Source organism: Streptomyces sp. Go-475, from assembly GCF_003330845.1.
Classification (GTDB): domain Bacteria; phylum Actinomycetota; class Actinomycetes; order Streptomycetales; family Streptomycetaceae; genus Streptomyces.
This window is the reverse complement of record NZ_CP026121.1, coordinates 1,813,446-1,834,522: the sequence shown is the minus strand read 5'-3', so window position 1 is coordinate 1,834,522 and position 21,077 is coordinate 1,813,446. Positions and strand designations below refer to the sequence as shown.

The following is a 21,077-nucleotide window of genomic DNA, read 5'->3' as shown; positions in this document are numbered from 1 at the left end:
TTCAAGTTCCGCTGGATCCAGAAGAAGAGAGCCGACCAATGAAGATCAGCAATCGCAGAAGCAGGCGCGCCGCCACGGCCGTCGCACTGGGGGCCGTGCTGGCGCTGACCGTCACCGCCTGCGGCGACGACGGCAGCGGGGCGGGCGGTGACAAGGGCGCCGACGGAAGCGGCAAGGGCAAGATCGTCTTCTGGGACAACAACGGCGGTGTCCGCACCGAGGCCTGGAAGGGGATCATCGCCGACTTCGAGAAGGCGCACCCCGACATCAAGGTCGAGTACGTCGGGATCGCCTCCACCGAGTACCAGTCCAAGGTCGACACCGCCCTCCAGGGCGGCGGCCTGCCGGACGTCGGCGGTGTGGGCGCGGCGATGCTCGCCGGGTTCGCCGCGCAGGGCGCGCTGGAGCCGCTCGACGACCGGCTCGCCAAGTCCTCGCTGAACGGCAAGCTCAACAAGGACATGATCGAGTCGCTGAAGGCGGCCGGCGGCGGTGACGACAAGCTGTACTCGATCCCGACCTCCGCGAACAACGGTGTGCTGTACTACCGCACCGACCTCTTCAAGAAGGCGGGGCTGGAGGAGCCGACGACGTGGGAGCGGTTCTTCACGGCCGCCGAGAAGCTCACGAACAAGGGCAAGAACGAGTTCGGCTACACCATCCGGGGCGGCGCGGGCTCCATCGCCCAGGCGCTCGACGCGATGTACGGGCAGTCCGGGATCACCTCGTTCTGGGACTCCAGTGGTGAGAAGACCACGGTCAACGACCCCAAGAACGTGGCCGCGCTGGAGAAGTACGCGAAGCTGTACAAGAGGGTCACCCCCGCGGCCGACCTCAACAACGACTTCACCAAGATGGTCGCGCAGTGGGACTCCGGCACGATCGGGATGCTGAACCACAACCTCGGGTCGTACCAGGACCACGTGAAGGCGCTCGGGGTCGACAAGTTCCGCGGCATTCCGCAGCCGACCGGGCCCGGCGGGAAGCGGGTGCAGGTCTCCAACCCGGTCGACGGCCTCGGGCTGTTCAAGAGCTCCAAGAACAAGGCCGCCGCCTGGAAGTTCATCGAGTTCGCCACGTCGAAGGCGGAGAACTCGAAGTTCAACGAGTCGGCCGGACAGGTGCCGTCGAACACGGACGCGGCGCAGGACGCGTGGATCTCGAAGGCCGAGCCCACGAAGCTGGCGGCGCAGGCGCTGTCGGACGGGTCGACGACGATCGTGCAGCTGCCGTACTACCTGCCGGACTGGAACACGATCTCCAAGGCCGACAATGAGCCGAACTTCCAGAAGGTGCTGCTCGGGAAGATGAGCGCGAAGGAATTCCTGGACACGTTGGCCGAGCAGTTGAACACCGCGCAGGAGGAGTGGAACCAGCAGAACGGGTGACGTCCCTGCTGGTATTCGCCGTGGGACGGCCTTCGGTCTGCAGTCTGCGGGCCGTCCCTGGCTTGTCGCGCAGTTCCCCCGCGCCCCTAGGGGCAACACCATCCGCCGTTCGGAAGGAACTCTGCGTGTCTTTGAGCCGTAGACAAGTTGCCGCTGTCGGCATATCCGCCGTACCTCTCGCCCTGGCTTTCAGCGGTAGCGCGCACGCGCGTGGTCGCCGCGCCCTCTACATCGCCGGTGACTCCACCGCCGCCCAGAAGTACTCCGACGCCGCGCCCGAGACCGGGTGGGGAATGGCGCTGCCGTTCTTTCTCCGCAGGGATCTGGCGGTCGCCAATCACGCGGTGAACGGGCGGAGTTCGAAGAGCTTCATCGACGAAGGGCGGCTCGACGCCGTTCTCTCCGCGATCCGGCCCGGGGATTTCCTCCTCATCCAGTTCGGGCACAACGACGCGAAGAAGGAGGACCCGGCGCGCTACACCGAGCCCTGGACGACGTACCAGGACCATCTGCGGAGGTATGTCGACGGGGCCCGGGCCCGTGGGGCGCGGCCGGTGCTGGCCACGTCCGTGGAGCGGCGGCGGTTCGACTCGGCCGGGAAGGCCCTGCCCACGCACGGGGAGTACCCGGCGGCCATGCGGGCGCTCGCCGCCGAGGAGGGCGTCGCGCTGCTCGACATCCAGGCGCTGTCGATCGCCCGGTGGCAGGAGCTCGGGGTCGAGGAGACGAAGAAGTACTTCAACTGGACCGCCACCGAGCAGGACAACACGCACTTCAATCCGCCGGGAGCCATCGAGGTGGCCCGGCTCGTGGCGAAGGAGCTGCTCCGGACCCGGGTGCTCGGGCCGCGCGATGTGCGCCGGCTGGACGAGCGGATCCCCGAGTCGTGGATCACCTGGCCGCAGGCCGCCGTGTAACACCCCCCCCGACGCAGCAGGAAGAGAGCCGCACCATGAACGTTCGCAAGTGTCATGATCATGCCATCAAGGCCGTCGTGCTGGCCGGCTGCACCGCGCTCGTGCTGTCCCTGACCGGCACCGGCGCCCAGGCCCAGCCACGGGACGCGGCCCGCCAGACCCTCGGCGCGGGCGACGGCTGGGGCGCGTACGGCACCGGGACCACCGGCGGTGCCCAGGCCGAGGCCGAGCACGTCTACACCGTCACCACCTGGGAGCAGTTCAGAGCCGCCCTGAAGAACGGCGGTTCCGCGCCCAAGATCATCAAGGTGAAGGGGATGATCGACGCCGTCTCCGCGGGCTGCGACGCGTTCGCGGCCGAGGGGTACGACTTCCAGAAGTACCTCGCCGCCTACGACCCCGCCGTCTGGGGCCACGACAAGCCGGTCAGCGGTGAGCAGGAGGAGCTGCGGGCCGCGTCCGCCGCCGGCCAGGACAAGGCCATCAAGGCGACCGTGCCCGCCAACACCACGATCATCGGCGTGGGCAAGAACTCGGGCATCCTCGGCGGCAGCCTGCAGATCAAGGGCGTCGACAACGTCATCGTCCGCAACCTCACCATCGAGGCGCCGGTCGACTGCTTCCCGCAGTGGGACCCGACCGACGACAACAAGACCGGCGCCTGGAACTCCGAGTACGACGGTGTCGTGGTGTACGGCTCCACCCATGTGTGGATCGACCACAACACCCTCACCGACGGCCGCCACCCGGACAGCTCCCTGCCCTCCTACTTCGGGAAGGTCTTCCAGCGGCACGACGGGCTCCTCGACGTCGTGCGCGGCTCCAACTACGTGACCGTGTCCTGGAACTCCTTCAACGACCACGACAAGACCATGCTGATCGGCAACAGCGACAGCGCCACCGCCGACGACACGGGCAAACTGAAGGTCACGCTGCACCACAACCGCTTCGAGGGCATCGTCGAGCGGGCCCCGCGGGTGCGGTTCGGGCAGGTCGACTCGTACAACAACCACTTCGTGGTCACCAAGGGCCAGAAGTGGGGCTACGTCTACGGCATCGGCAAGGAGTCCCGGCTCGTCGCCGAGCACAACGCGTTCACGCTGGCGCAGGGCATCAGCCCCGCGAAGATCCTCAAGAAGTGGAACGAGGCGCCGGTCACCGCGAACGGCAACGTCGTCAACGGCAAGGCCGTCGACCTGATCGCCGTGCACAACGCGGAGATCCCCGGGGAGACGCTCCAGTCGGGTGCCGGCTGGACACCGGCCCTGCGGGCGGGCGTCGACCCCGCGAAGGCCGTCCCCGGCATCGTCGGCGCCCGGGCGGGCGCCGGACGCGTCTGCTGACCCGACCCGCTCCCGGAACAGGCCGGGGCGGCCCGCACCGCACCCCCGCCCCGGGGTGCGCCCGCCCCGGCCCTTCCCCACCCCGCACGCACCAGCCGCACCGCGAAGGAGCAGCCGTATGCTCTCGCAGCACCGTCGTTCCCTCTCCCGCCGCGGGTTCCTCACCGCGAGCGCCGCCGCCGGGGCCGCCCTCGGGCTCGCCTCCGGCCCCGCGCGGGCCGCCGCCCGTCCGCGCCCGTTCGGCCGGTACGGCTCACCGGCCGCCCGCACGGATCCCAAGGCCCTGTACGTGCACCCCGGCGGCGCCGGTGACTTCACCACCGTCCGGGACGCGGTGGCCGCCGCGAACGGCAGCGGCCACACTCTGGTCATCGCCCCGGGCGTCTACCGGCAGACCGTCGCCGTCGACCCGGCCCGCACGGAGATGACCTGGATCGGGGCGAGCGAGAATCCCCGGGACGTCGTGATCGTCTACGACAACGCGGCCGGGACCCCCAAGCCCGGCGGCGGCACCTACGGCACCAGCGGCTCCGCCACCACCACCGTGCAGGCCGACGGCTTCACCGCCCGCTGGATCACCTTCGCCAACGACTGGCTGCGCGCCGACCACCCCGGGATCTCCGGCACCCAGGCCGTCGCCCTGAAGGTCCAGGGCGACCGGTCCGCCTTCCACCACTGCCGGTTCCTCGGCCACCAGGACACCCTGTACGCCGACTCGATGGCGCTGGGCACCTTCGCCCGCCAGTACTTCGCCCACTGCTACGCCGAGGGCGACGTCGACTTCGTCTTCGGGCGGGCGACGGCCGTGTTCGAGCACTGCCATTTCCGGACCCTGTCCAGGACCGACCTGCCCGGCGCCCCGTACGGCTTCGTCTTCGCGCCGTCGACCGCCGGTGCCAACCCGCTCGGCTACCTGGTGACCAGGAGCCGCGTCAGCAGCGAGGCGCCCGACGGCTTCTACAAGCTGGCCCGGCCCTGGGTGCCCAGCTCCGACACCACCGCCCGTCCCATGCTCACCGTCCGGAACACCTGGCTCGGCCCGGGCATCGACGCGGCGGCCCCCTACACCGACATGCGGGACGCCTATCCCTGGCAGTCCATGCGGTTCGCCGAGTACCGGAACACGGGCCCCGGAGCCGCCGTCCCCGTGCCGGAGAACCGGCCGCAGCTGACCCGCGACCAGGCCCGCTTGCACACCAGGGAGACCTACCTCGGCGACTGGCGGCCCCATGCGTAGGGCCGCCGCTCTCCTCCTGGGCGGGTGCCTGCTCTGGCCTGCCCCGCCGGTCTCCGCCGCCGAGCGGGGGCCCGTCGGCTGGGCCTCGGCCGGCCCCGGCACCACCGGCGGGGCGGGCGGCAGGACCTGGACCGTGGACACGCGCGCCGAGCTGAAGGAGGCGCTCGCCAACGGCGGGGAGCCCACCGCGCCCAAGGTGATCCGGGTCGTCGGGGACGTCAACGGCCACGAGAGCGACGACGGCTCCCTGCTCGGCGAGCAGGACTACGCGCCCGGATACGACCTCGGCAGGTACATGTCCTGCTTCGGGGAGGACGGCTCGGCCTGGTCCGACACCCGCTTCGACCACTGCAAGCGGCAGCGGCAGCTGCGCCAGACGGGGTCGAACAAGGAGAAGGCGCAGACCCAGCTGACCGTGCCGAGCAACACCACGCTCGTCGGTGCCGGCCGCGACGCCCGGCTGCTCGGGGTGTTCCTGACCGTCAACACCGGCCGGAACATCATCGTGCGCGACCTGCACCTGGAGGCACCCGTCGACCACTTCGCCAGCTGGTCCCCGGACGACGGCACGCACGGCAGCTGGAACGCCCGCTTCGACGCGCTCACCGTCATCACCGGCCGGAACATCTGGATCGACCACTGCACCTTCACCGACGGCCGGTTCCCCGACCGCGAGGCGCCCCCCGGCTTCCACGGCGAGCGCGTCCAGCGCCACGACGGGCTGCTGGACATCGAGGACGGCTCCGACTTCGTCACCGTCTCCGACAGCCGGTTCGAGGACCACGACAAGGCGATCCTGATCGGCTCGGGCGACGGGCGCGGCGACCGGGACCGGGGGCATCTCAAGGTGACCTTCGCCCGCAACCTCTTCGACGGCATCGGGCAGCGCGCCCCGCGCGTCCGCTTCGGGCAGGTGCACGCCGTCAACAACGTCCACCGGGGACGGCCCCCGCTCTACGCCCTGGGCGTCGGCGTGGAGTCCGCGATCTTCTCCGAGCGCAACGTCTTCCGGTATCCGGGAGCAGCACCGTCCGTCGCTCTCGCCGCGTACGGGGGTCGGCGGTTCCACGACACCGGCTCCTGGTTCAACGGCCGGCCCGCCCGCCTGAACGCCGTGGCGACCGGGCTCGGCCTCGGGAGTGACGTCGGCTGGGACCCCGCCGACGTCTACGACTACCGCCCCCTGACGTCCCCGTCGGCCGTCGAGCGGTACGTGCTGCGGCACGCCGGAGCGGGGAGGCCGGATGGACGCCCATGAGCGTCTGGGGCGGCGGAGGTTCGTGGTCGGGGCCGGTACGGCGCTGCTGGGCGGGGGAGCGGTGAGCGGGGCGGAGGCGGCGGTCGTCGACGGTCCGCTGCCCGGGTTCCATCCGGCGCTGAAGGACGCCCTGACCTTCCCGCTCGCCTGGGGGCGGTCCCCGATCCGGGACGTCCGGGCCTGGCGGCGTGCCGCCCGGGCCACCGTCGAGGAGCACCTCCTCGTCGAGCGGCAGGACCGCACGCCGTACGCGCCGGAGTTCGGCGACCGCTCCCCGGCAGACGGCTTCACGCGGGAGTCGGTGACCGTCTCCCTCACCCGCTACGAACGCGTACGGGGCGTCCTGCTCACCCCGCACGGCCGCGGCCCCTTCCCGGCCGTGCTGCTGCTGCACGACCACGGCGCCCGGTTCGACATCGGCAAGGAGAAACTCGTCCGGCCCTGGTACGACGACACCCGCCTCGCCTCCGCCCGCACCTGGGCGGACAAGTACTTCAGCGGGCGGTTCGTCGGCGACGAACTGGCGCGGCGCGGCTATGTGGTGCTGTGCCTGGACGCGCTCGGCTGGGGCGACCGCGGGCCCCTCGCCTACGAGCAGCAGCAGGCCCTCGCCTCCACCTTCTACAACCTCGGCTCCTCGCTCGCCGGGCTCATGGCCCGGGAGGACGAGCGGGCCGCAGCCTTCCTGGCGGGGCTGGACCGGGTGGACGCCCGGCGGGTCGCGGCCGTCGGCTTCTCCATGGGCGCCTACCGCGCCTGGCAGACCGCGGCCCTCAGCGACCACATCGCGGCCGCCGCGAGCGTCTGCTGGATGACCGGCCTGAAGGAGATGATGGTGCCCGGCAACAACACGCTGCGCGGGCAGTCGGCGTACTACATGCTCCACCCCGGGCTCGCCCGGCACCTCGACATCCCCGACGTGGCGAGCATCGCGGCCCCCCGGCCCATGCTGTTCTTCCACGGCGGGCAGGACACGCTCTTCCCGGCCGAGGGCGTGCGGGTCGCCTACGACAAGCTGCGTGCCGTCTGGCGTGCGCGGAACGCCGAGGAGCGGATACGAGTGAAGACGTGGCCGGAACTCGGCCACGTCTTCACCGATCAGATGCAGGACGAGGTCTTCAGCTGGCTCGACGACGTCCTGTGAGGCTCACCGCCGTACCGGCTTGATCCCCTCCAGCGTCGGTATCACCGGCTTGATGCTGCCGTCGGCCGCGAACTCCATGCGGTCGATGGTCGTCTCGCGGTGCATGCCGTCGCCGCCCGGGCGGCCGGGGCCGTTGAGGGCGAAGCGGTGGTAGACGGCGTACCAGTCGTCGGTGCCGGGGACGTTCACCACCGAGTGGTGACCGGTGCCGAGGATGCCGTACTCGGGCCGCTTCTCCAGGATCGTCCCGCGCTTGGTCCACGGGCCGAGCGGGGACGGCCCCGTCGCGTACGCCACGTGGTAGTTCTCGCTGCGCGTGTCGTCCTCCGACCACATGAAGTAGTACGTGCCCTTCCGCTTGATCACGAAGGAGCCCTCACGGAAGTTCGCCGGGGTGATGTCCTTCACCTGCGACGCGTCGTACGACACCATGTCGTCGTTCAGCGGGACGACGTACCCGTGGCCGTTGCCCCAGTACAGGTACGCCTTGCCGTCGTCGTCCGTGAAGACCGACGGGTCGATCATCTGGCCCTTCAGCGCACCGCCCTTGGCGACCAGCGGCTTGCCCAGCGCGTCCTTGAAGGGGCCGGCGGGGGAGTCGGCCACCGCCACGCCGATCTGCTGCTCGGCGCAGAAGTAGAAGTAGTACTTGCCGTTCCGCTCGGCGATCGCGGGCGCCCAGGCGTACTTGTCGGCCCAGGCCACGTCCGGCCCGAGGTCGAGGATGACGCCGTGGTCCTTCCAGTGGACCAGGTCCTTCGACGAGTACGCCTTGAACTTCGTGCCGCTCCAGCCCTGGAAGCCGTCGGTCGTCGGGTAGATCCAGTAACGGCCGTTCAGGTAGTGCACGTCGGGGTCGGCGTTCAGGCCCGGCAGCATGGGGCTGCGGGTGCGGACCGCCTCGACCGTCCAGGTGCGCTCGGTGCCGTCGGCCGCCGTCACGGTGTACGTCTGCGGCTTGCGGAAGTCGCGGCGGGTGCCGGACTCCGGGCTGAGCGTGGCGCCCTCACCGACCCACAGCTTCGGGGCGAGGCGCCGCAGGTCGGCGTCGGGCTCCATCGGCAGGACGACCTTCGAGGCGCTGTCCGTGACGATCGAGTAGCCCTTCTGGCGCTTCGCCGTCGCGTCCACCACCGAGGTGGGCGTCGACGGGTACGCGGCCAGCAGGCGGTCGTACTCCTTCTGCGTCACCGGGAGCACCGTGCCGTGCCGGGGGCTCGCCGGGAGCTGGTAGTCCGTCGACGGGGTCCACTGGCCGGAGGCGAGGTCGGTGGTCTCGAACGGGACGTAGCCGCGGCCGCCGTACTCGTCGATGAACAGGTACCACTTCTTCTCGGTGTTCGACTTGAACACCGTCGGGCCCTCACCGCGGTCCATCGCGCCCTTGCCGATGCAGTCGGCCACGAAGTCGTACTTCGTCGACGTCAGGGAGGTCGACTTCTCCCCGGTGATGAACTTCGAGCAGGGGCTGGAGGAGCTGGGGTCCCGCTCGTCCTTGGTGTAGCGGTAGTACTCGTCCTGGTACTTCACGACCGTGGAGTCGATCACCGAGTAGCCCGGGTCGTTCCAGACCTTCGGCTCGCTGAAGGTGCGGAAGTCCTTCGTGGTCGCGTACAGCATCTTGTTGTACGTGTTGCCCTTGTGGTCCGGGTCGTCGTCGGCGTACAGCTTCGACGCCCAGAAGACGACGTACTGACCCAGCTCGTCGTCCCAGTAGGCCTCCGGGGCCCAGGTGTTGCCCGCGTTGTCCGGGGAGACCTTCACCAGGCGCTGGTCGGTCCAGTTGACAAGGTCGGTGGACTCCCAGACCATGATCGACTTGCTGCCGTGCCGCTGGACCTGGTCCCAGCTGCCGCTGGAGTTCTTGTACATCCGCAGGTCGGTGGCGATCAGGAAGAACTTGTCGCCCTTGGGGGAGCGGATGACGAACGGGTCGCGCAGGCCCTTCTCGCCGATCGTCGAGGTCAGCACCGGCTTGCCGGCGTTCAGTTCACGCCAGTGCAGCGGGTCGTTGCCGCGGCTGAGGGCGTAGCGGATCTGCTCGCCGTCCGCGGTGCCCTCGCCCGTGAAGTAGGCGAAGAGATAGCCGGCGTACTTGGAGTGCTTCACGGGTGGTGCTCCGGGATCGGCGGTGCTCGGCGGTGCCGTGAGGAGGGTCAGGAGGAGGCCGGTCAGGGCCAGGAACGGAAGCAGTAGCGTGCGGGGGCGCATGAAACTTCCTGTCGGAGTCTGGGGGGTTCTGTTGGATGGCGGCCCTCGGAGTGTCACCGGAGGGAAGCAGGGCGTCAACGGGTGTGCATGAGGCGGGTGGTTCCGAAACTTTCGGAACATCGGGGCCCCGGCGGCAACCCTTTCCCCGCGTGGCGGCGACTGGTGGTCGGACAACGCGCCGGAGCGGGCCCCTCCGAGCCGTTTCCGTCCCCGATTCCCTAGGAAAGGATCGCTCCGTGCTGCTCAGCACCGGACGCCACCGCAGGACCCGTACGCTCTCCATCGCCGCCGCGGTGGCCTGTGCCGCGGGGGCCGGCGGCGTGCACCTCGGGCTGACGACCGGCGGTGCGCGGGCCGCCGCCACGACCGTCACCGTCTCCACCACGGCCCAGCTCGAAGCGGCCGTGAAGAACGCCGGCGCCGGCACCACCATCCAGGTCCGCGGCGGCACCTACCACCCGACCGCGACCCTGGAGGCCACCGCGAACGGCACGAGTTCCGCACGCATCACCCTGCGGGCCCACCAGGGCGAGAAGGTGCGGATCGACGGCTCCAGGCTGCCCGCCGGCTCCTGGCTGGTCGCCCTGCACGGCGACTACTGGACCGTCCAGGACCTCACCTTCGCCGACTCCCCGGCCCAGGGCTTCGTCGCCACCTCCTCGGTCGGCGGGATCTTCAGGAACCTCGTCACCACCGGCAACGGCGACTCCGGCTTCACCCTGCGCGGCGACGGCACCACCGGCAACCTCGTGCAGAACCTGGACAGCCACGGCAACCACGACCCGGCCGGCCACGGCCAGAACGCCGACGGCGTCGCCGTGAAGTTCGGCTCCGGCACGGGCAACCGGATCACCGGCGCCCGGCTGTACCACAACTCCGACGACGGCCTCGACCTGTGGCAGTTCTCCTCGCCGGTCACCATCGAGCACTCCTGGGCCTTCGGCAACGGCGAGAACCGCTGGAACGACCCCGCCTTCGAAGGCAACGGCAACGGCTTCGAACTCGGCGGCGGGGGAGCCTCCGTCGCCCATGTCGTCCACGACAACGCGGCCTGGGACAACACACTGCACGGCTTCACCGAGAACTCCAACACCGGCGCCATCGCCCTGAACCGCAACACGGCGTACGCCAACGCGCGGAGCGGCTTCTCCTTCGCCACCGGCACGGCCCGCCTCGGCGAGAACCTCGCCGTCAGCGACAAGGGCGGCCGCGCCGAGCTGGGTTCCTCGACCGTCTCGGCCGGCAACAACTGGGACAGCGGCGTCGCCACCCCGCCCTTCCGGTCGACGGACGCCAAAAGCGCGTACGGGGCACGCGAGGCGGACGGCTCCCTCCCCGCGACCACGTTCCTGACGACCGGCTCCACCACCATCGGCTCGACGATGGACTAGGCGCGCCGCGGTACGACGACGCCCCCGCCGGTGCGAACCGGCGGGGGCGTCCTGCCGACCGGCCGAGGGGGCTCGGCCAGGGCTGCTCGACCGTCCGGAGGGGGGCTCCGGAGGGTCGGGGGTGCCGGGAGTCCGGCTGGGGGCCCGGACATCCGGCATCCGGCCGCACCGAGGGGGTTTTCGGTCCGGCCGGAGCTCACATGTGCCGCGGCGTCACTGGTAGCTGATGTCCGTGGCCTTGAACTTGCAGGTCCTGCCGTCCGGGCCGGGCGGGGTCAGCTCCTTGGGCTCCTTGCCGGTGTTGTTGCCCTCGAAGCGCACACACGTCTTGATCTTCTTCTTGCTGTCGCCGTGGATGCGGATCTTCGACAGCGTGGCCGTGTCGCCGTAGTTGGCGTTCACGCCGACGATCGAGTTCATCGGCGCCGTGACGTCGATGTCGCTGAGCACGATCGTGCGCTTGTGCTGCGTCTTGCAGTTGCCGCAGGAGCGGACCAGCTTGCCGGCGTTCTGCACCTGGAAGCCCGACACGTTCAGCGTGCCGGCGCCGTTGAACTGCAGCACCTTGTCGTCGGCGTTCTTCGCGCCGCCGCCGATGACCTTGTAGACCGCCGAGGAGGACTTGCCCTTGAAGCTGGCCGCGTCCTCGCCGACGTCCGTCCACCACACGTTCTGCAGGGTGCAGCTGCCCTTGCAGTGCACACCGTCGGCGGCCGGGGTGCCGATGATGACGTTCTTCAGCACCGCGCCGTCGGCCAGCTCGAAGAGCGGGTCCTGGCCCTCGTCCTGGCTGCCGCCGCCGAGCGCGCCGGTGCCGTAGAACATCTTCATCCCGCCGTCGCGGACACCGGAGACCGGGATGGTCTTCGACACGGGCGTCCTGCCCTTGTCGGTGGGCCAGGAGGACGCGGCGCCCGCCGTCGACAGCAGCGACGTCGTGATGATCGCCGCACCCGTGATGCCGAACGCAGACACCCCGGCGATCACCGCCCGCCGCTTGGTGACACTGCGGCGGTGGCGGACGCGCTGTTCTGCTGGTGCAGTCATGTACCGATTCCTCAACTGGGTGGTGACTCTTGCGCCTGGTGGTCGCCACTGGTGAGGAAAGGGTTGCCGCGCCTTCAGGAATTTTTCACGAGTCGTCCGCGCCGCCGTCCCCGTCGTCGCCCACGGCGGCGAAACCGCCGCCCACGGACAGCCGTTCCGCGCCGGCGGCGGCCGTCACCGTGTAGCGGTCCGCGCCGGCGTCACGGCCGCCGCGGTCGTGGTCGAACTGCCCCGCGAACACCCACTCGCCCGCCGGTACGGTGCGGCCCTCCTTGAGGGTCCAGGTGTAGACGAGGAAGCCGCCCTGCTCGGCGACCGTGAGGGTGAAGTCGTTCTCCGGCAGGGAGCGCCAGGCGCCCGCGTCGGAGACCCCGCCGGTCTGCGCGACCCGCAACCGCACGGTCAGGGCGGTCAGTTGCGCCCGGGTCTTGAGGGTGATGTTGCTCTGCGCCCAGAAGTCGTTGCTGTGCGGGTCGACCGAGCCGTCCGACCACAGCGGCCCGTCCTCGGTCGCGGCGGGCGGCCGCCCGGGGGCGGAGGGGCTCGGCGTCCTGGACGGCGGCGGGCCGGACTCGCGCCGCTCCGGCGGGCTGCTCGGCGTCGGGTCCACCGGCGGCGCGGGCGGCCGGCTCGTCGCCTCCGGGGACGGCGTGGGCGTCGGCGGCGTCGCCACCTCCTGCTGCCGCGGGGCCGTCTCCTCCTTCACCGCGGACGCGACCGCGTACCCGCCCACCGCCAGCACGCTCGCCACCGCGGCCGTCGCCCCGGCCACCCGCATCCAGCCGAACACCGGCGGACGCGTCGCCCGGTGGCCGGAGGTGGCCGGACCGGCCATGCCGCGCTCGACCCGCGCCAGGATGCGCTCCCGGTCGGGCTCATGGCCCCCGGCCGCCGTGTGCAGCCGGGAGCGCAGCTCCTCGTGCACGTCCCGCCGCATGGTCATCGGTCCCTCCCTCCGTCCTCACCGGTGCGCAAGCCTTCCACGGCGGGTGCGCAGCGGGGTGCGCCCACCGCCGCGTGCATCCGCTGCGGCACACCCTGGGTGCCCAGCAACCGCTGGAGTTCGGCCATTCCCTTCGAGGTCTGGCTCTTCACCGTACCCACCGACACGCCGAGGGCGAGCGCGGTGTCCTTCTCCGACAGGTCGAAGGCGTGCCGCAGCACCACGCAGGCGCGCTTGCGGAACGGCAGCCTGCGCAGGGCCTCCTGGACGTCGACCACGCCCGCGACGTCCGGGTTCTCGGTGTTCTCCTCGCGCTGCGACCAGAACAGGGCGATGCGCCGCCGTTCCCGCACGGCACTGCGGATCCGGGTACGGGCCAGGTTGGCGACCACCCCGCGGGCGTAGGCGGCCGGATGGTCGGCCGCGCGCACCCGGTCCCAGCGGTGCCACAGCGCCAGCAACGCGTCCGCCGCCAGGTCGTCGGCGGTGTCCGACTCGCCCGTCAACAGGTAGGCGAGGCGGGACAGTTCGGCGTAATGGCGCTCGAAGAAGGCATGGAACTCCACGGAGGCGGCGTCGTCGACGACTGTGCCCACGGGCGACCTCTCCTCGCAGCGGCTTCGGGCACTCCCGGCGGGGGCCCCGTGCGTGTCATGTAGATGACATGTGATCATCCGGGGGAGGCCCGGACGAGATCGGGAAGCGTAGCAGCGTTCTCAGGATGGTTCGTACGGAGCTTCGAACGGCGTTGGGCAGGCCGGACTCCGATTCCGTAACACGGAGAAAACCTGAACGGGGTTCAACGCGGGAACAATCCAGCCAGCATCCGCACACCGATCACCCAGGCACCAAGGAGCACGCGCCATGTCCGAACCGCAGCAGACGGCCGACCGGCCGACCGCCGCACCACCCCCGGTGAACAGCGTCGACCGGTTCTTCCGGATCTCCGAGCGGGGATCCACCTTCGGCCGTGAGATACGCGGCGGCTTCGCCACCTTCTTCACGATGGCCTACATCCTTGTCCTGAATCCCATCATCCTGGGCAGCGCCAAGGACAAGTTCGGACACCAGCTGGACGCCGTCCAGCTCACCACCGCGACCGCCCTGGTGGCCGCCGTGATGACGATCATCATGGGCGTCGCCGGCAACCTGCCGCTCGCGCTCGCCGCCGGACTCGGCCTGAACGCCGTGGTCGCCTTCCAGATCGCCCCGCTGATGAGCTGGGACGACGCGATGGGCCTGATCGTGCTGGAGGGCCTGCTGATCTGCGTGCTGGTGGTGACCGGGCTGCGCGAGGCCGTCATGCACGCCATCCCGCAGCCGCTCAAGCAGGCGATCAGCGTCGGCATCGGCCTGTTCATCGCCTTCATCGGCTTCGTCGACGCCGGGTTCGTCAGCCGCATCCCGGACGCCGCGAACACCACCGTCCCCGTTCAGCTGGGCGGCACCGGAACCCTCACCGGCTGGCCCATGCTCGTCTTCTGCCTCGGCGTGCTGCTGACGATCGGCCTGCTCGCCCGCAAGGTCAAGGGCGCCATCCTGATCAGCATCGTCACCATGACCGCGCTGGCGATAGTGATCAACTCCATGGCCGACATCAAGAGCTGGGGCCTGACCACACCCTCCTGGCCCGACAAGCTCGTCGACGCCCCCGACTTCGGACTCCTCGGCGACTTCGACCTGTTCGGCGCCTTCAGCGCGCCCGGTGTCGGCGTCATCACCGTCGTCCTGCTGGTCTTCACGCTGATCCTGTCCGACTTCTTCGACACCATGGGCACGGTCGTCGGCGTCAGCGCCGAGGCGGGCCTGCTGGACGAGGAGGGCAAGGTCCCGAACCTCGGCCGGGTCCTGCTCATCGACGGTGCCGCGGCGGTCGCCGGCGGCGCGGCCTCGGCCTCCTCCGCCACCTCCTACATCGAGTCGGCGGCCGGCGTCGGCGAGGGCTCGCGCACCGGCTTCTCCAATCTCGTCACCGGTGGCCTGTTCGCCCTCGCCCTGTTCCTCACCCCGCTGCTCACCATCGTCCCGCTCCAGGCGGCCGCCCCCGCCCTGGTCGCCGTCGGCTTCCTGATGATGACCCAGGTCAAGCACATCGACTGGGACCGCTACGACATCGCCATCCCCGCGTTCCTGACCATCGCCGTGATGCCATTCACCTACTCCATCACCAACGGCATCGGCGCCGGCTTCCTCGCCTACGTCGTCATCAAGACCGTGCTCGGCAGGGCCAAGGAGGTGCACTGGCTGCTGTGGGCCACCTCGGCCCTGTTCCTGGTGTACTTCGCGATCGACCCGGTCGAGCAGCTCCTCGGGGCCAAGTAACGCCGAAGGGCCGCCCCCGGGGGGATGGGGGCGGCCCATGTGTACAGACGTCTCATGGGCGTCCGAGGTTCAGTCCTTCAGCGCCGCTTCCATCATCGCCTTGGCGACCGGCGCCGCCAGGCCGTTGCCGCTGACCTCCGAGCGGGCCGCGTTCGACTGCTCGACGACGACCGCCACGGCGACCTCCTTGCCCGACGAGTCGGACTTGCCGTACGAGGTGAACCAGGCGTACGGCACCTGGCTGTTGTTCTCGCCGTGCTGGGCCGTGCCCGTCTTGCCGCCCACCGTCGCGCCCGGCACCCGGGCGTTGGTGCCCGTGCCCTTCTCCACGACCGTCTGCATCGCCGACTCGAGCTGCTCGGCGGTCGAGGAGGAGACGATCTCCTTCGTGCCCGCCTCGTCGTCGTAGTCCTGCAGCACATCGCCGCCGCTGTTGGTGATCTGCGACACCATATGCGGCGAGACCAGCTTGCCGCCGTTGGCTATGGCCGCCGACACCATGGCCATCTGCAGCGGGGTCGCGGTGACATCGAACTGGCCGATGCCCGTCAGGGCCGTCTCCGAGGGGTACATGTCCGACGGGTACACGCTCGTGTAGGCCCGGACCGGCACGTCCAGCTTGTCGTCGTTGAAGCCGAACTTGTCGGCCATCGCCTTGACCTTGTCCTGGCCCAGGTCGACGGCCATCTTCCCGAAGACGTTGTTGCAGGAGTACTGCAACGCCACCCGGATCGAGGCGTTCGCGCACGGCGCGCTCGGGTTCTCGTTGTCCAGCGTCCGGCTCGTGCCCGGCAGCGGGTACGGGTTCGGGCTGTCGGTCTTCTCGTCCACCGACGAGTACAGCCCGTCCTCCAGGGCGGCCGCGGCGACGACCAGCTTGAACGTCGAGCCCGGCGGCAGCGGCTGGCGCAGGGCACGGTTGGTCAGTGGCTTGTCCGGGTCGGCGTTGAGCTGTTTCCAGGCCACCCCGGCCGTGTTGGCGTCCGTCAGCGACGACGGGTCGTACGACGGCGTCGACACGACGGCCAGGATCCTCCCGGTCTTCGGGTCGATGGCGACGGCTCCGCCCTTCTTGTCGCCGAGCGCGTCGTACGCGGCCTTCTGCACGTCCGGGTCGATCGTCGTGACCACGTTGCCCGGTGCGGCGCGCTGGTTGGTGAGGGTGTCCATCACGGACTTCAGCCGGTTGTCCGTGCCGTTGAGGAGGTCGGTGTAGATGCCCTCCAGCTGGGTCGGCGCGTACGCCTGCGACGCGTATCCCGTCACCGCCGCGTACAGCTTGCCGTCCGTGTACGTGCGCTTGTATTTCAGGTCGCTGTTCTCGGTCGGCGCCGAGCCGGTGACCGACCGGCCGGCCACGATGATGTTCCCGAGCGGCGCCGAGTACGTCTCTATGGCGTTCCGCCGGTTGTCCTTGTCGTCTGCGAGCGCCTGGCCCTCGTAGAACTGCACCCAGGTCGCCCTGCCCAGCAGGGCCAACACCAGCAGCAGCGTGAAGACCGATGCGCGCCTGATCGTCTTGTTCATTCCGAACAGGAGGACGAGTGAGGCCGGGCGGATCGTTCCCTCCCGTCCGGTTTTCTCATCCGCCGTTCAGAAAGCGCGCTTCGTACGCCGCGATGACCGCCTGCGTGCGGTCCCGGGTCCCCGTCTTGGCCAGCACCGCCGCCACGTGCGACTTCACCGTGGCCGGGCCGACCGCCATCCGGCGCGCGATCTCCGCGTTGGTCAGCCCCCGCGCCATGTGCCGCAGCACTTCCCCCTCGCGTGCCGTGAGCTTCGCCACCCAGGCGGGCGGCGCCGGGTGCGCGCGGGCGTGCTCGGTGGCGAGCGTGCGCACGGCCGCCGGGAACAGCAGGCTGTCGCTGCGCGCGACCAGCCGGACCGCCTGCACCAGCGCGTCCGCGTCCGCCCGCTTCAACAGGAACCCGGCGGCTCCAGCGCGCAGCGCGTCGTACACGTAGGAGTCGTTCTCGAACGTCGTCACGACGACGATCCGGGGCGGCTCGTCCAGGGTGGCGAGGATCTGCTCGGTGGCGCGGATGCCGTCGGTCTCCGGCATCCGGACGTCCATGAGGACGACGTCCGGCCGCACCTCCCGGACGACGGACACGGCCTCGGCGCCGGTCGCCGCCTCGCCCACCACCTCCAGATCCGGCTCGGCCGAGAGGATGGCGCGCAGCGCGGTGCGCACCATGCGCTCGTCGTCGGCGAGGACGACACGGATCGGCGTCGGGCTGGTCATGCGGGTCCTTTCATCGGCAGGCGTACGTGCAGACGCCAGAGGTCTCCGGCCGGTCCGGCGGTTCCCGCCGTCGTGGTGCCGCCCAGCAGCCGCGCCCGGTCGGCGATGCCCCGCAGCCCGTGGCCGCCGCCGGGGCGGGAGGGCGCGGTGCCGGTCACCGGGTTCTCCACGGTGATCTCCAGGTCTCCGCCCGCCACCGCGATCCGCACCTCCACGGCGACCCGCCCACCGGCGTGCCTGAGCGCGTTGCTCAGCCCCTCCTGCACGATGCGGTAGGCCTCGCGCGACAGCAGCGGGGGCAGCGCCCCGGGGTCGGCGTGGACCGTGGCGGTCACGCGCGCGCCGCCCGCCCGGGTCCGGGACAGCAGGCCGTCGAGGTCGGCGGCGAGGGTGGGCGCCGGGGCCGTGCCCGGGGCGTCGCCCTCGCGCAGCACGCCCAGGACGGCGTCGAGTTCGCCGACGGTGCGCCGGGTGGTGTCCTCGATGGCGGCCAGGGCCTCGCGGACGAACTCCGGGTCGGAGTCGAGGACGCGGCGCGCCGCGCTCGCCTGGAGGGTGACCGCGCTCAGGGCGTGGCCCACGGAGTCGTGCAGCTCCCGGGCCAGCCGGTTGCGTACGGCCAGGTCGGCGGCGCGTGCCTCGGCGGCGGCGAGCCGGTCCTCGGGCGACGGTCCGAGCAGGGCGGGCGCCCAGCGGGCCAGCAGCGCTCCGCAGCCGGCCGCGCAGCCGGCGAGGGCGACGAGCGACGCCACGCCCACGACCGGGGCGAGCGCCAGTGCCCAGGCGTGGTCGAAGACCTCGGGCAGCCCGAGCCGGGTACCGCCCAGCCCCGCGAAGACCGGCAGCACGATGAGCACGGCGGCGAACGGCGGCAGGGCCAGCGACATCCCCGCGAGGATCCCGCCCACCCCGAGGTGCAGCGTGAACCAGGCCGCCGTGCGGGCCTTCTCGTCCCGGGTGCGGGCCGGCCCGAGGGCGAGCCGGTCCGCGTCGACGCCGCACAGCCAGCGGACGGCGGCGGACTCCAGCGGCCGGGTCAGCGGGAACAGGGAGGTGACGGCGGCGATCGGCAGGCCCACGCCGAACGAGGCGAGTTGCAGGGGGAAGGACCCGAAGAGGTCCGTGGAGCCGGTGACCGGGCCGAGGATCACCGAGCCGACCAGGAAGTACGGCATGGCGAGCGCGCCGCCGAGGATCAGGTGGATCCAGCGCTGCCGGGCCCGCCGCCCGAGCAGGAACCGGGCGAAACCCCTCACGCCGCCCGTCGCCCGGCCCGGGCCGAGCGCTCCGCGAAGGAGTAGGCGCCGATGGCGGCGACGAGGAGGCCGACGAGCATCTGCCCAGCGTAGGCGAGGCTCATCAGCGGTGTGGGGCGGTCGGCGATGTTCCCGGCACCGCCGAGCGAGGCGAGCGACAGCCAGCCGCCCCAGCAGGCCACGGCACCGGAGCCGACCCAGGCGAGACCGAGCGGCACCGACACGGGCAGGGCCCGCCCGCGCCGGAAGGCGGGCAGGACGGCGCCGGCGACGGCCGCGACGAGGAACACCACGAAGACGGCTTCCAGGACGTAGAAGTCACCGCCCCGGTCCGCCGCGCGCCCCTCGCTGAGCCCCGCGGTGACGCCGCAGGCCCACATCGCGTGCAGGGTGAGGGGCAGCAGGGCGAGCACGGCCGCCAGGGCGGCGAGGGCCCGGTGCGCCGGCCCGAGGACCCCGACGGCCAGGTCCCCCACCCGGCCGCGCCACAGATACCCCCAGCGGTCGCGGGCGTAGAGCACGAAGAGACCACCGAGCGCGAGCCCCTGGGCGATGAACCCCCCGTACACGACGGCGAACACCCACTCGTCCAGGAAGGGTTCCTTCCCCGGGGACTCTCCCGCGCCGAACGCCCGCACGACCAACTGCGCCGGGAACCCGGCCATGATCGGCGCGAGCAGCCCGGTCGCCACCCACACGGGGAACGCCAGCAGCCACGCGGGCACCCGCAGCCCCCACGGCCGGGTCAGCACCAGCGCCAGCACGATCACCGCGCTGTCCAGCAGGACGGAGACGCCGTTGATCACGGCCATGGCGAGGCGGTCGTCGAGCAGCGGACTGCCCTCCGGGATGCCGACACGGCTCCCGGCGATCCAGGCGGCCTTGAGACCGAGGTACGGCACGCAGGACAGGACGGCGACGGCACGCAGGACGCGCCGGGGGCGGCTGGGGCGGACGGCGGGGCCGTCGACGGAGGCGGGAGCGAGTGACTGCGTCATGCGATCAGGCTCCCGCGCGGCGGACCGGCGGCACCTCCTGCGCGGCGACGATCCCCCTCCGCCGGACGGGGGAGAACGGCTCGACCCCGGGCGGCTCAGCCCTCCAGGATCAGCACCGTCTCGTCGATCTCGGCGCCCCGGGCCCGCGCGTAGCCCCGGGCCGTGGCCGAGGCGCGGAACCCGCACTTCTCCAGGACGCGGAGCGAGCCCGCGTTGTCCGACGCCGCCCGGGCGTACAGGGGACGCTCGGGCACCTCGGCCAGCAGCGCCCGCAGGGCCGCCGTGGCGATGCCCTTCCCCCAGTAGGCGCGATCGACCCAGTACGTCACCTCGCGTTCGCCCGGCTCCCCGTACACCGCCGCGTGGCCGACCACGTCGCCGTCGGCCAGGACGGTCCGCGCCACGTCGGACGAGGACCGGATCTTCGCCCAGTGGGCGTCGAAGGCGGCCCGGTCGGCGGGGTCCTTGGCGGTGAAGGCCGCCAGGTGCAGGGACTCGGGGTCGTTCATCTGCCGGAAGAACACCGGCAGGTCGCTGTCGTGGACGGGTCGGAGTGCGACCTCCATGGATTCAGAGCCTCCGCGTCGCGAGGGTCAGCCGGTCCCGCGCGTCGAACAGCGCGTCCTTCACCAGCTGTTCGTGCGCCGGCGTGAGCCGCGCCACCGGCACCGAGCAGCTGATCGCGTCGCGCGCCGGCGTGCGGTACGGGATCGCCACACCGAAGCAGCGCAGCCCCAGCGTGTTCTCCTCCCGGTCCACGGCGAAGCCCTGCTCGCGGACCTGGTGCAGCTCCTCGATGAGCTTCTCCCGGTCGGTGATCGTGTTCTCCGTCAGCGCCGGCAGCGTCTCCGGGAGCATCTTGCGGACCTGCTCGTCCGAGTAGGTGCTCAGCAGCGCCTTGCCGAGGGACGTCGAGTGCGCGGGCAGCCGGCGGCCGACCCGGGTGAAGGGCCGCAGGTAGTGCTGCGACTGGCGGGTGGCGAGGTAGACGACGTTCGTGCCGTCCAGACGGGCCAGGTGGATCGTCTCCGTCGTGTCGTCCGAGAGCCGGTCCAGCGTCGGCCGGGCCGCCGCCACGACCTCGTCGCCGTCGATGTAGGAGGTGCCGACCAGCAGGGCCCGCACCCCGATGCCGTACCGCGTGCCCGTCGCGTCCGTCTCCACCCAGCCCAGCTCGACCAGGGTGCGCAGCAGCATGTAGAGACTGGACTTCGGGTACCCGACGGCCTCCTGGACCGAGGCCAGGGAGTGCATACCGGGACGCCCGGCGAAGTATTCGAGCAGTTCAACCGTTCTCACCGCGGACTTGACCTGCGCCCCGCCGCCCGTCTCGCCAGCCGACATCGCCCTTGACCCCTTCGTTCGACGGGAAATAGT

General features: G+C 71.1%; 18 protein-coding genes. 8 read left to right on the top strand and 10 right to left on the bottom strand.

Annotated features, from left to right (window positions below):
- Nucleotides 1–38 precede the first annotated feature (38 nt).
- The 6 genes from C1703_RS08380 to C1703_RS08355 all read left to right on the top strand — a co-directional run bounded on the left by C1703_RS08380 (nucleotide 39) and on the right by C1703_RS08355 (nucleotide 7,287).
- Nucleotides 39–1,388, top strand: coding sequence for a sugar ABC transporter substrate-binding protein (locus C1703_RS08380; protein WP_114251304.1), 1,350 nt, complete (start codon nucleotides 39–41; stop codon nucleotides 1,386–1,388).
- A 125-nt stretch (nucleotides 1,389–1,513) separates the two neighbouring features.
- The gene (locus tag C1703_RS08375; RefSeq protein ID WP_114251303.1) at nucleotides 1,514–2,305 is read left to right on the top strand and encodes a rhamnogalacturonan acetylesterase; all 792 of its coding nucleotides are present in this window, start codon (nucleotides 1,514–1,516) and stop codon (nucleotides 2,303–2,305) included.
- Between the two features lie 35 nt (nucleotides 2,306–2,340).
- Nucleotides 2,341–3,648 carry a pectate lyase gene (locus C1703_RS08370; protein WP_114251302.1) on the top strand — a complete coding sequence of 436 codons (1,308 nt, stop codon included), beginning with the start codon at nucleotides 2,341–2,343 and terminating at the stop codon, nucleotides 3,646–3,648.
- A 118-nt stretch (nucleotides 3,649–3,766) separates the two neighbouring features.
- On the top strand, nucleotides 3,767–4,885 hold the full coding sequence (locus C1703_RS08365; protein ID WP_114251301.1) for a pectinesterase family protein: 1,119 nt from the start codon (nucleotides 3,767–3,769) through the stop codon (nucleotides 4,883–4,885).
- Complete coding sequence (locus C1703_RS08360) at nucleotides 4,878–6,143, top strand: pectate lyase (protein ID WP_114251300.1); 1,266 nt, start codon at nucleotides 4,878–4,880, stop codon at nucleotides 6,141–6,143. Before C1703_RS08365 ends, C1703_RS08360 begins: the two co-directional genes overlap by 8 nt.
- Complete coding sequence (locus C1703_RS08355; RefSeq protein WP_114251299.1) at nucleotides 6,130–7,287, top strand: alpha/beta fold hydrolase; 1,158 nt, start codon at nucleotides 6,130–6,132, stop codon at nucleotides 7,285–7,287. Before C1703_RS08360 ends, C1703_RS08355 begins: the two co-directional genes overlap by 14 nt.
- Before the next feature lie 3 nt (nucleotides 7,288–7,290).
- Here the strand turns inward: C1703_RS08355 and C1703_RS08350 are convergent, their stop codons facing one another.
- Nucleotides 7,291–9,498: a family 43 glycosylhydrolase gene (locus C1703_RS08350; protein WP_114251298.1), complete on the bottom strand. Its 2,208-nt coding sequence runs from the start codon at nucleotides 9,496–9,498 to the stop codon at nucleotides 7,291–7,293.
- A 236-nt stretch (nucleotides 9,499–9,734) separates the two neighbouring features.
- Here C1703_RS08350 and C1703_RS08345 point away from each other — a divergent pair, with 236 nt between their 5' ends.
- On the top strand, nucleotides 9,735–10,889 hold the full coding sequence (locus tag C1703_RS08345; RefSeq protein WP_114251297.1) for a right-handed parallel beta-helix repeat-containing protein: 1,155 nt from the start codon (nucleotides 9,735–9,737) through the stop codon (nucleotides 10,887–10,889).
- A gap of 213 nt (nucleotides 10,890–11,102) precedes the next feature.
- On the opposite strand, the gene C1703_RS08340 is transcribed toward C1703_RS08345, so the two are convergent.
- The 3 genes from C1703_RS08340 to C1703_RS08330 form a co-directional block, all read right to left on the bottom strand.
- Nucleotides 11,103–11,936, bottom strand: a complete 834-nt coding sequence (locus C1703_RS08340) for a pectate lyase (RefSeq protein WP_114251296.1) — start codon at nucleotides 11,934–11,936, stop codon at nucleotides 11,103–11,105.
- An 85-nt stretch (nucleotides 11,937–12,021) separates the two neighbouring features.
- Nucleotides 12,022–12,879, bottom strand: a complete 858-nt coding sequence (locus C1703_RS08335; protein ID WP_114251295.1) for a hypothetical protein — start codon at nucleotides 12,877–12,879, stop codon at nucleotides 12,022–12,024.
- Entirely contained in the window at nucleotides 12,876–13,475 is a 600-nt protein-coding gene (locus C1703_RS08330) for a SigE family RNA polymerase sigma factor (protein ID WP_114251294.1), read from the bottom strand. Before C1703_RS08330 ends, C1703_RS08335 begins: the two co-directional genes overlap by 4 nt.
- A gap of 268 nt (nucleotides 13,476–13,743) precedes the next feature.
- On the opposite strand from C1703_RS08330, the gene C1703_RS08325 reads away from it, so the two are divergent.
- Entirely contained in the window at nucleotides 13,744–15,201 is a 1,458-nt protein-coding gene (locus tag C1703_RS08325; RefSeq protein WP_114251293.1) for an NCS2 family permease, read from the top strand.
- A 69-nt stretch (nucleotides 15,202–15,270) separates the two neighbouring features.
- On the opposite strand, the gene C1703_RS08320 is transcribed toward C1703_RS08325, so the two are convergent.
- The 6 genes from C1703_RS08320 to C1703_RS08295 form a co-directional block, all read right to left on the bottom strand.
- Nucleotides 15,271–16,728: a penicillin-binding transpeptidase domain-containing protein gene (locus C1703_RS08320; protein WP_114251292.1), complete on the bottom strand. Its 1,458-nt coding sequence runs from the start codon at nucleotides 16,726–16,728 to the stop codon at nucleotides 15,271–15,273.
- A 55-nt stretch (nucleotides 16,729–16,783) separates the two neighbouring features.
- The gene (locus C1703_RS08315; RefSeq protein WP_114251291.1) at nucleotides 16,784–17,446 is read right to left on the bottom strand and encodes a response regulator transcription factor; all 663 of its coding nucleotides are present in this window, start codon (nucleotides 17,444–17,446) and stop codon (nucleotides 16,784–16,786) included.
- Nucleotides 17,443–18,702, bottom strand: a complete 1,260-nt coding sequence (locus C1703_RS08310; RefSeq protein ID WP_114251290.1) for a histidine kinase — start codon at nucleotides 18,700–18,702, stop codon at nucleotides 17,443–17,445. The genes C1703_RS08315 and C1703_RS08310 overlap by 4 nt, the downstream gene beginning before the upstream one ends.
- A complete protein-coding gene (locus C1703_RS08305) occupies nucleotides 18,699–19,700 on the bottom strand; it encodes a hypothetical protein (RefSeq protein ID WP_114251289.1) in 1,002 nt (333 codons plus the stop codon). Before C1703_RS08305 ends, C1703_RS08310 begins: the two co-directional genes overlap by 4 nt.
- Nucleotides 19,701–19,795: 95 nt before the next feature.
- Nucleotides 19,796–20,266 (bottom strand): GNAT family N-acetyltransferase, encoded by a 471-nt coding sequence (locus tag C1703_RS08300; RefSeq protein ID WP_114251288.1) that lies wholly within the window; start codon nucleotides 20,264–20,266, stop codon nucleotides 19,796–19,798.
- A gap of 4 nt (nucleotides 20,267–20,270) precedes the next feature.
- Nucleotides 20,271–21,044 carry an IclR family transcriptional regulator gene (locus C1703_RS08295; RefSeq protein WP_031117296.1) on the bottom strand — a complete coding sequence of 258 codons (774 nt, stop codon included), beginning with the start codon at nucleotides 21,042–21,044 and terminating at the stop codon, nucleotides 20,271–20,273.
- Nucleotides 21,045–21,077: the final 33 nt, after the last annotated feature.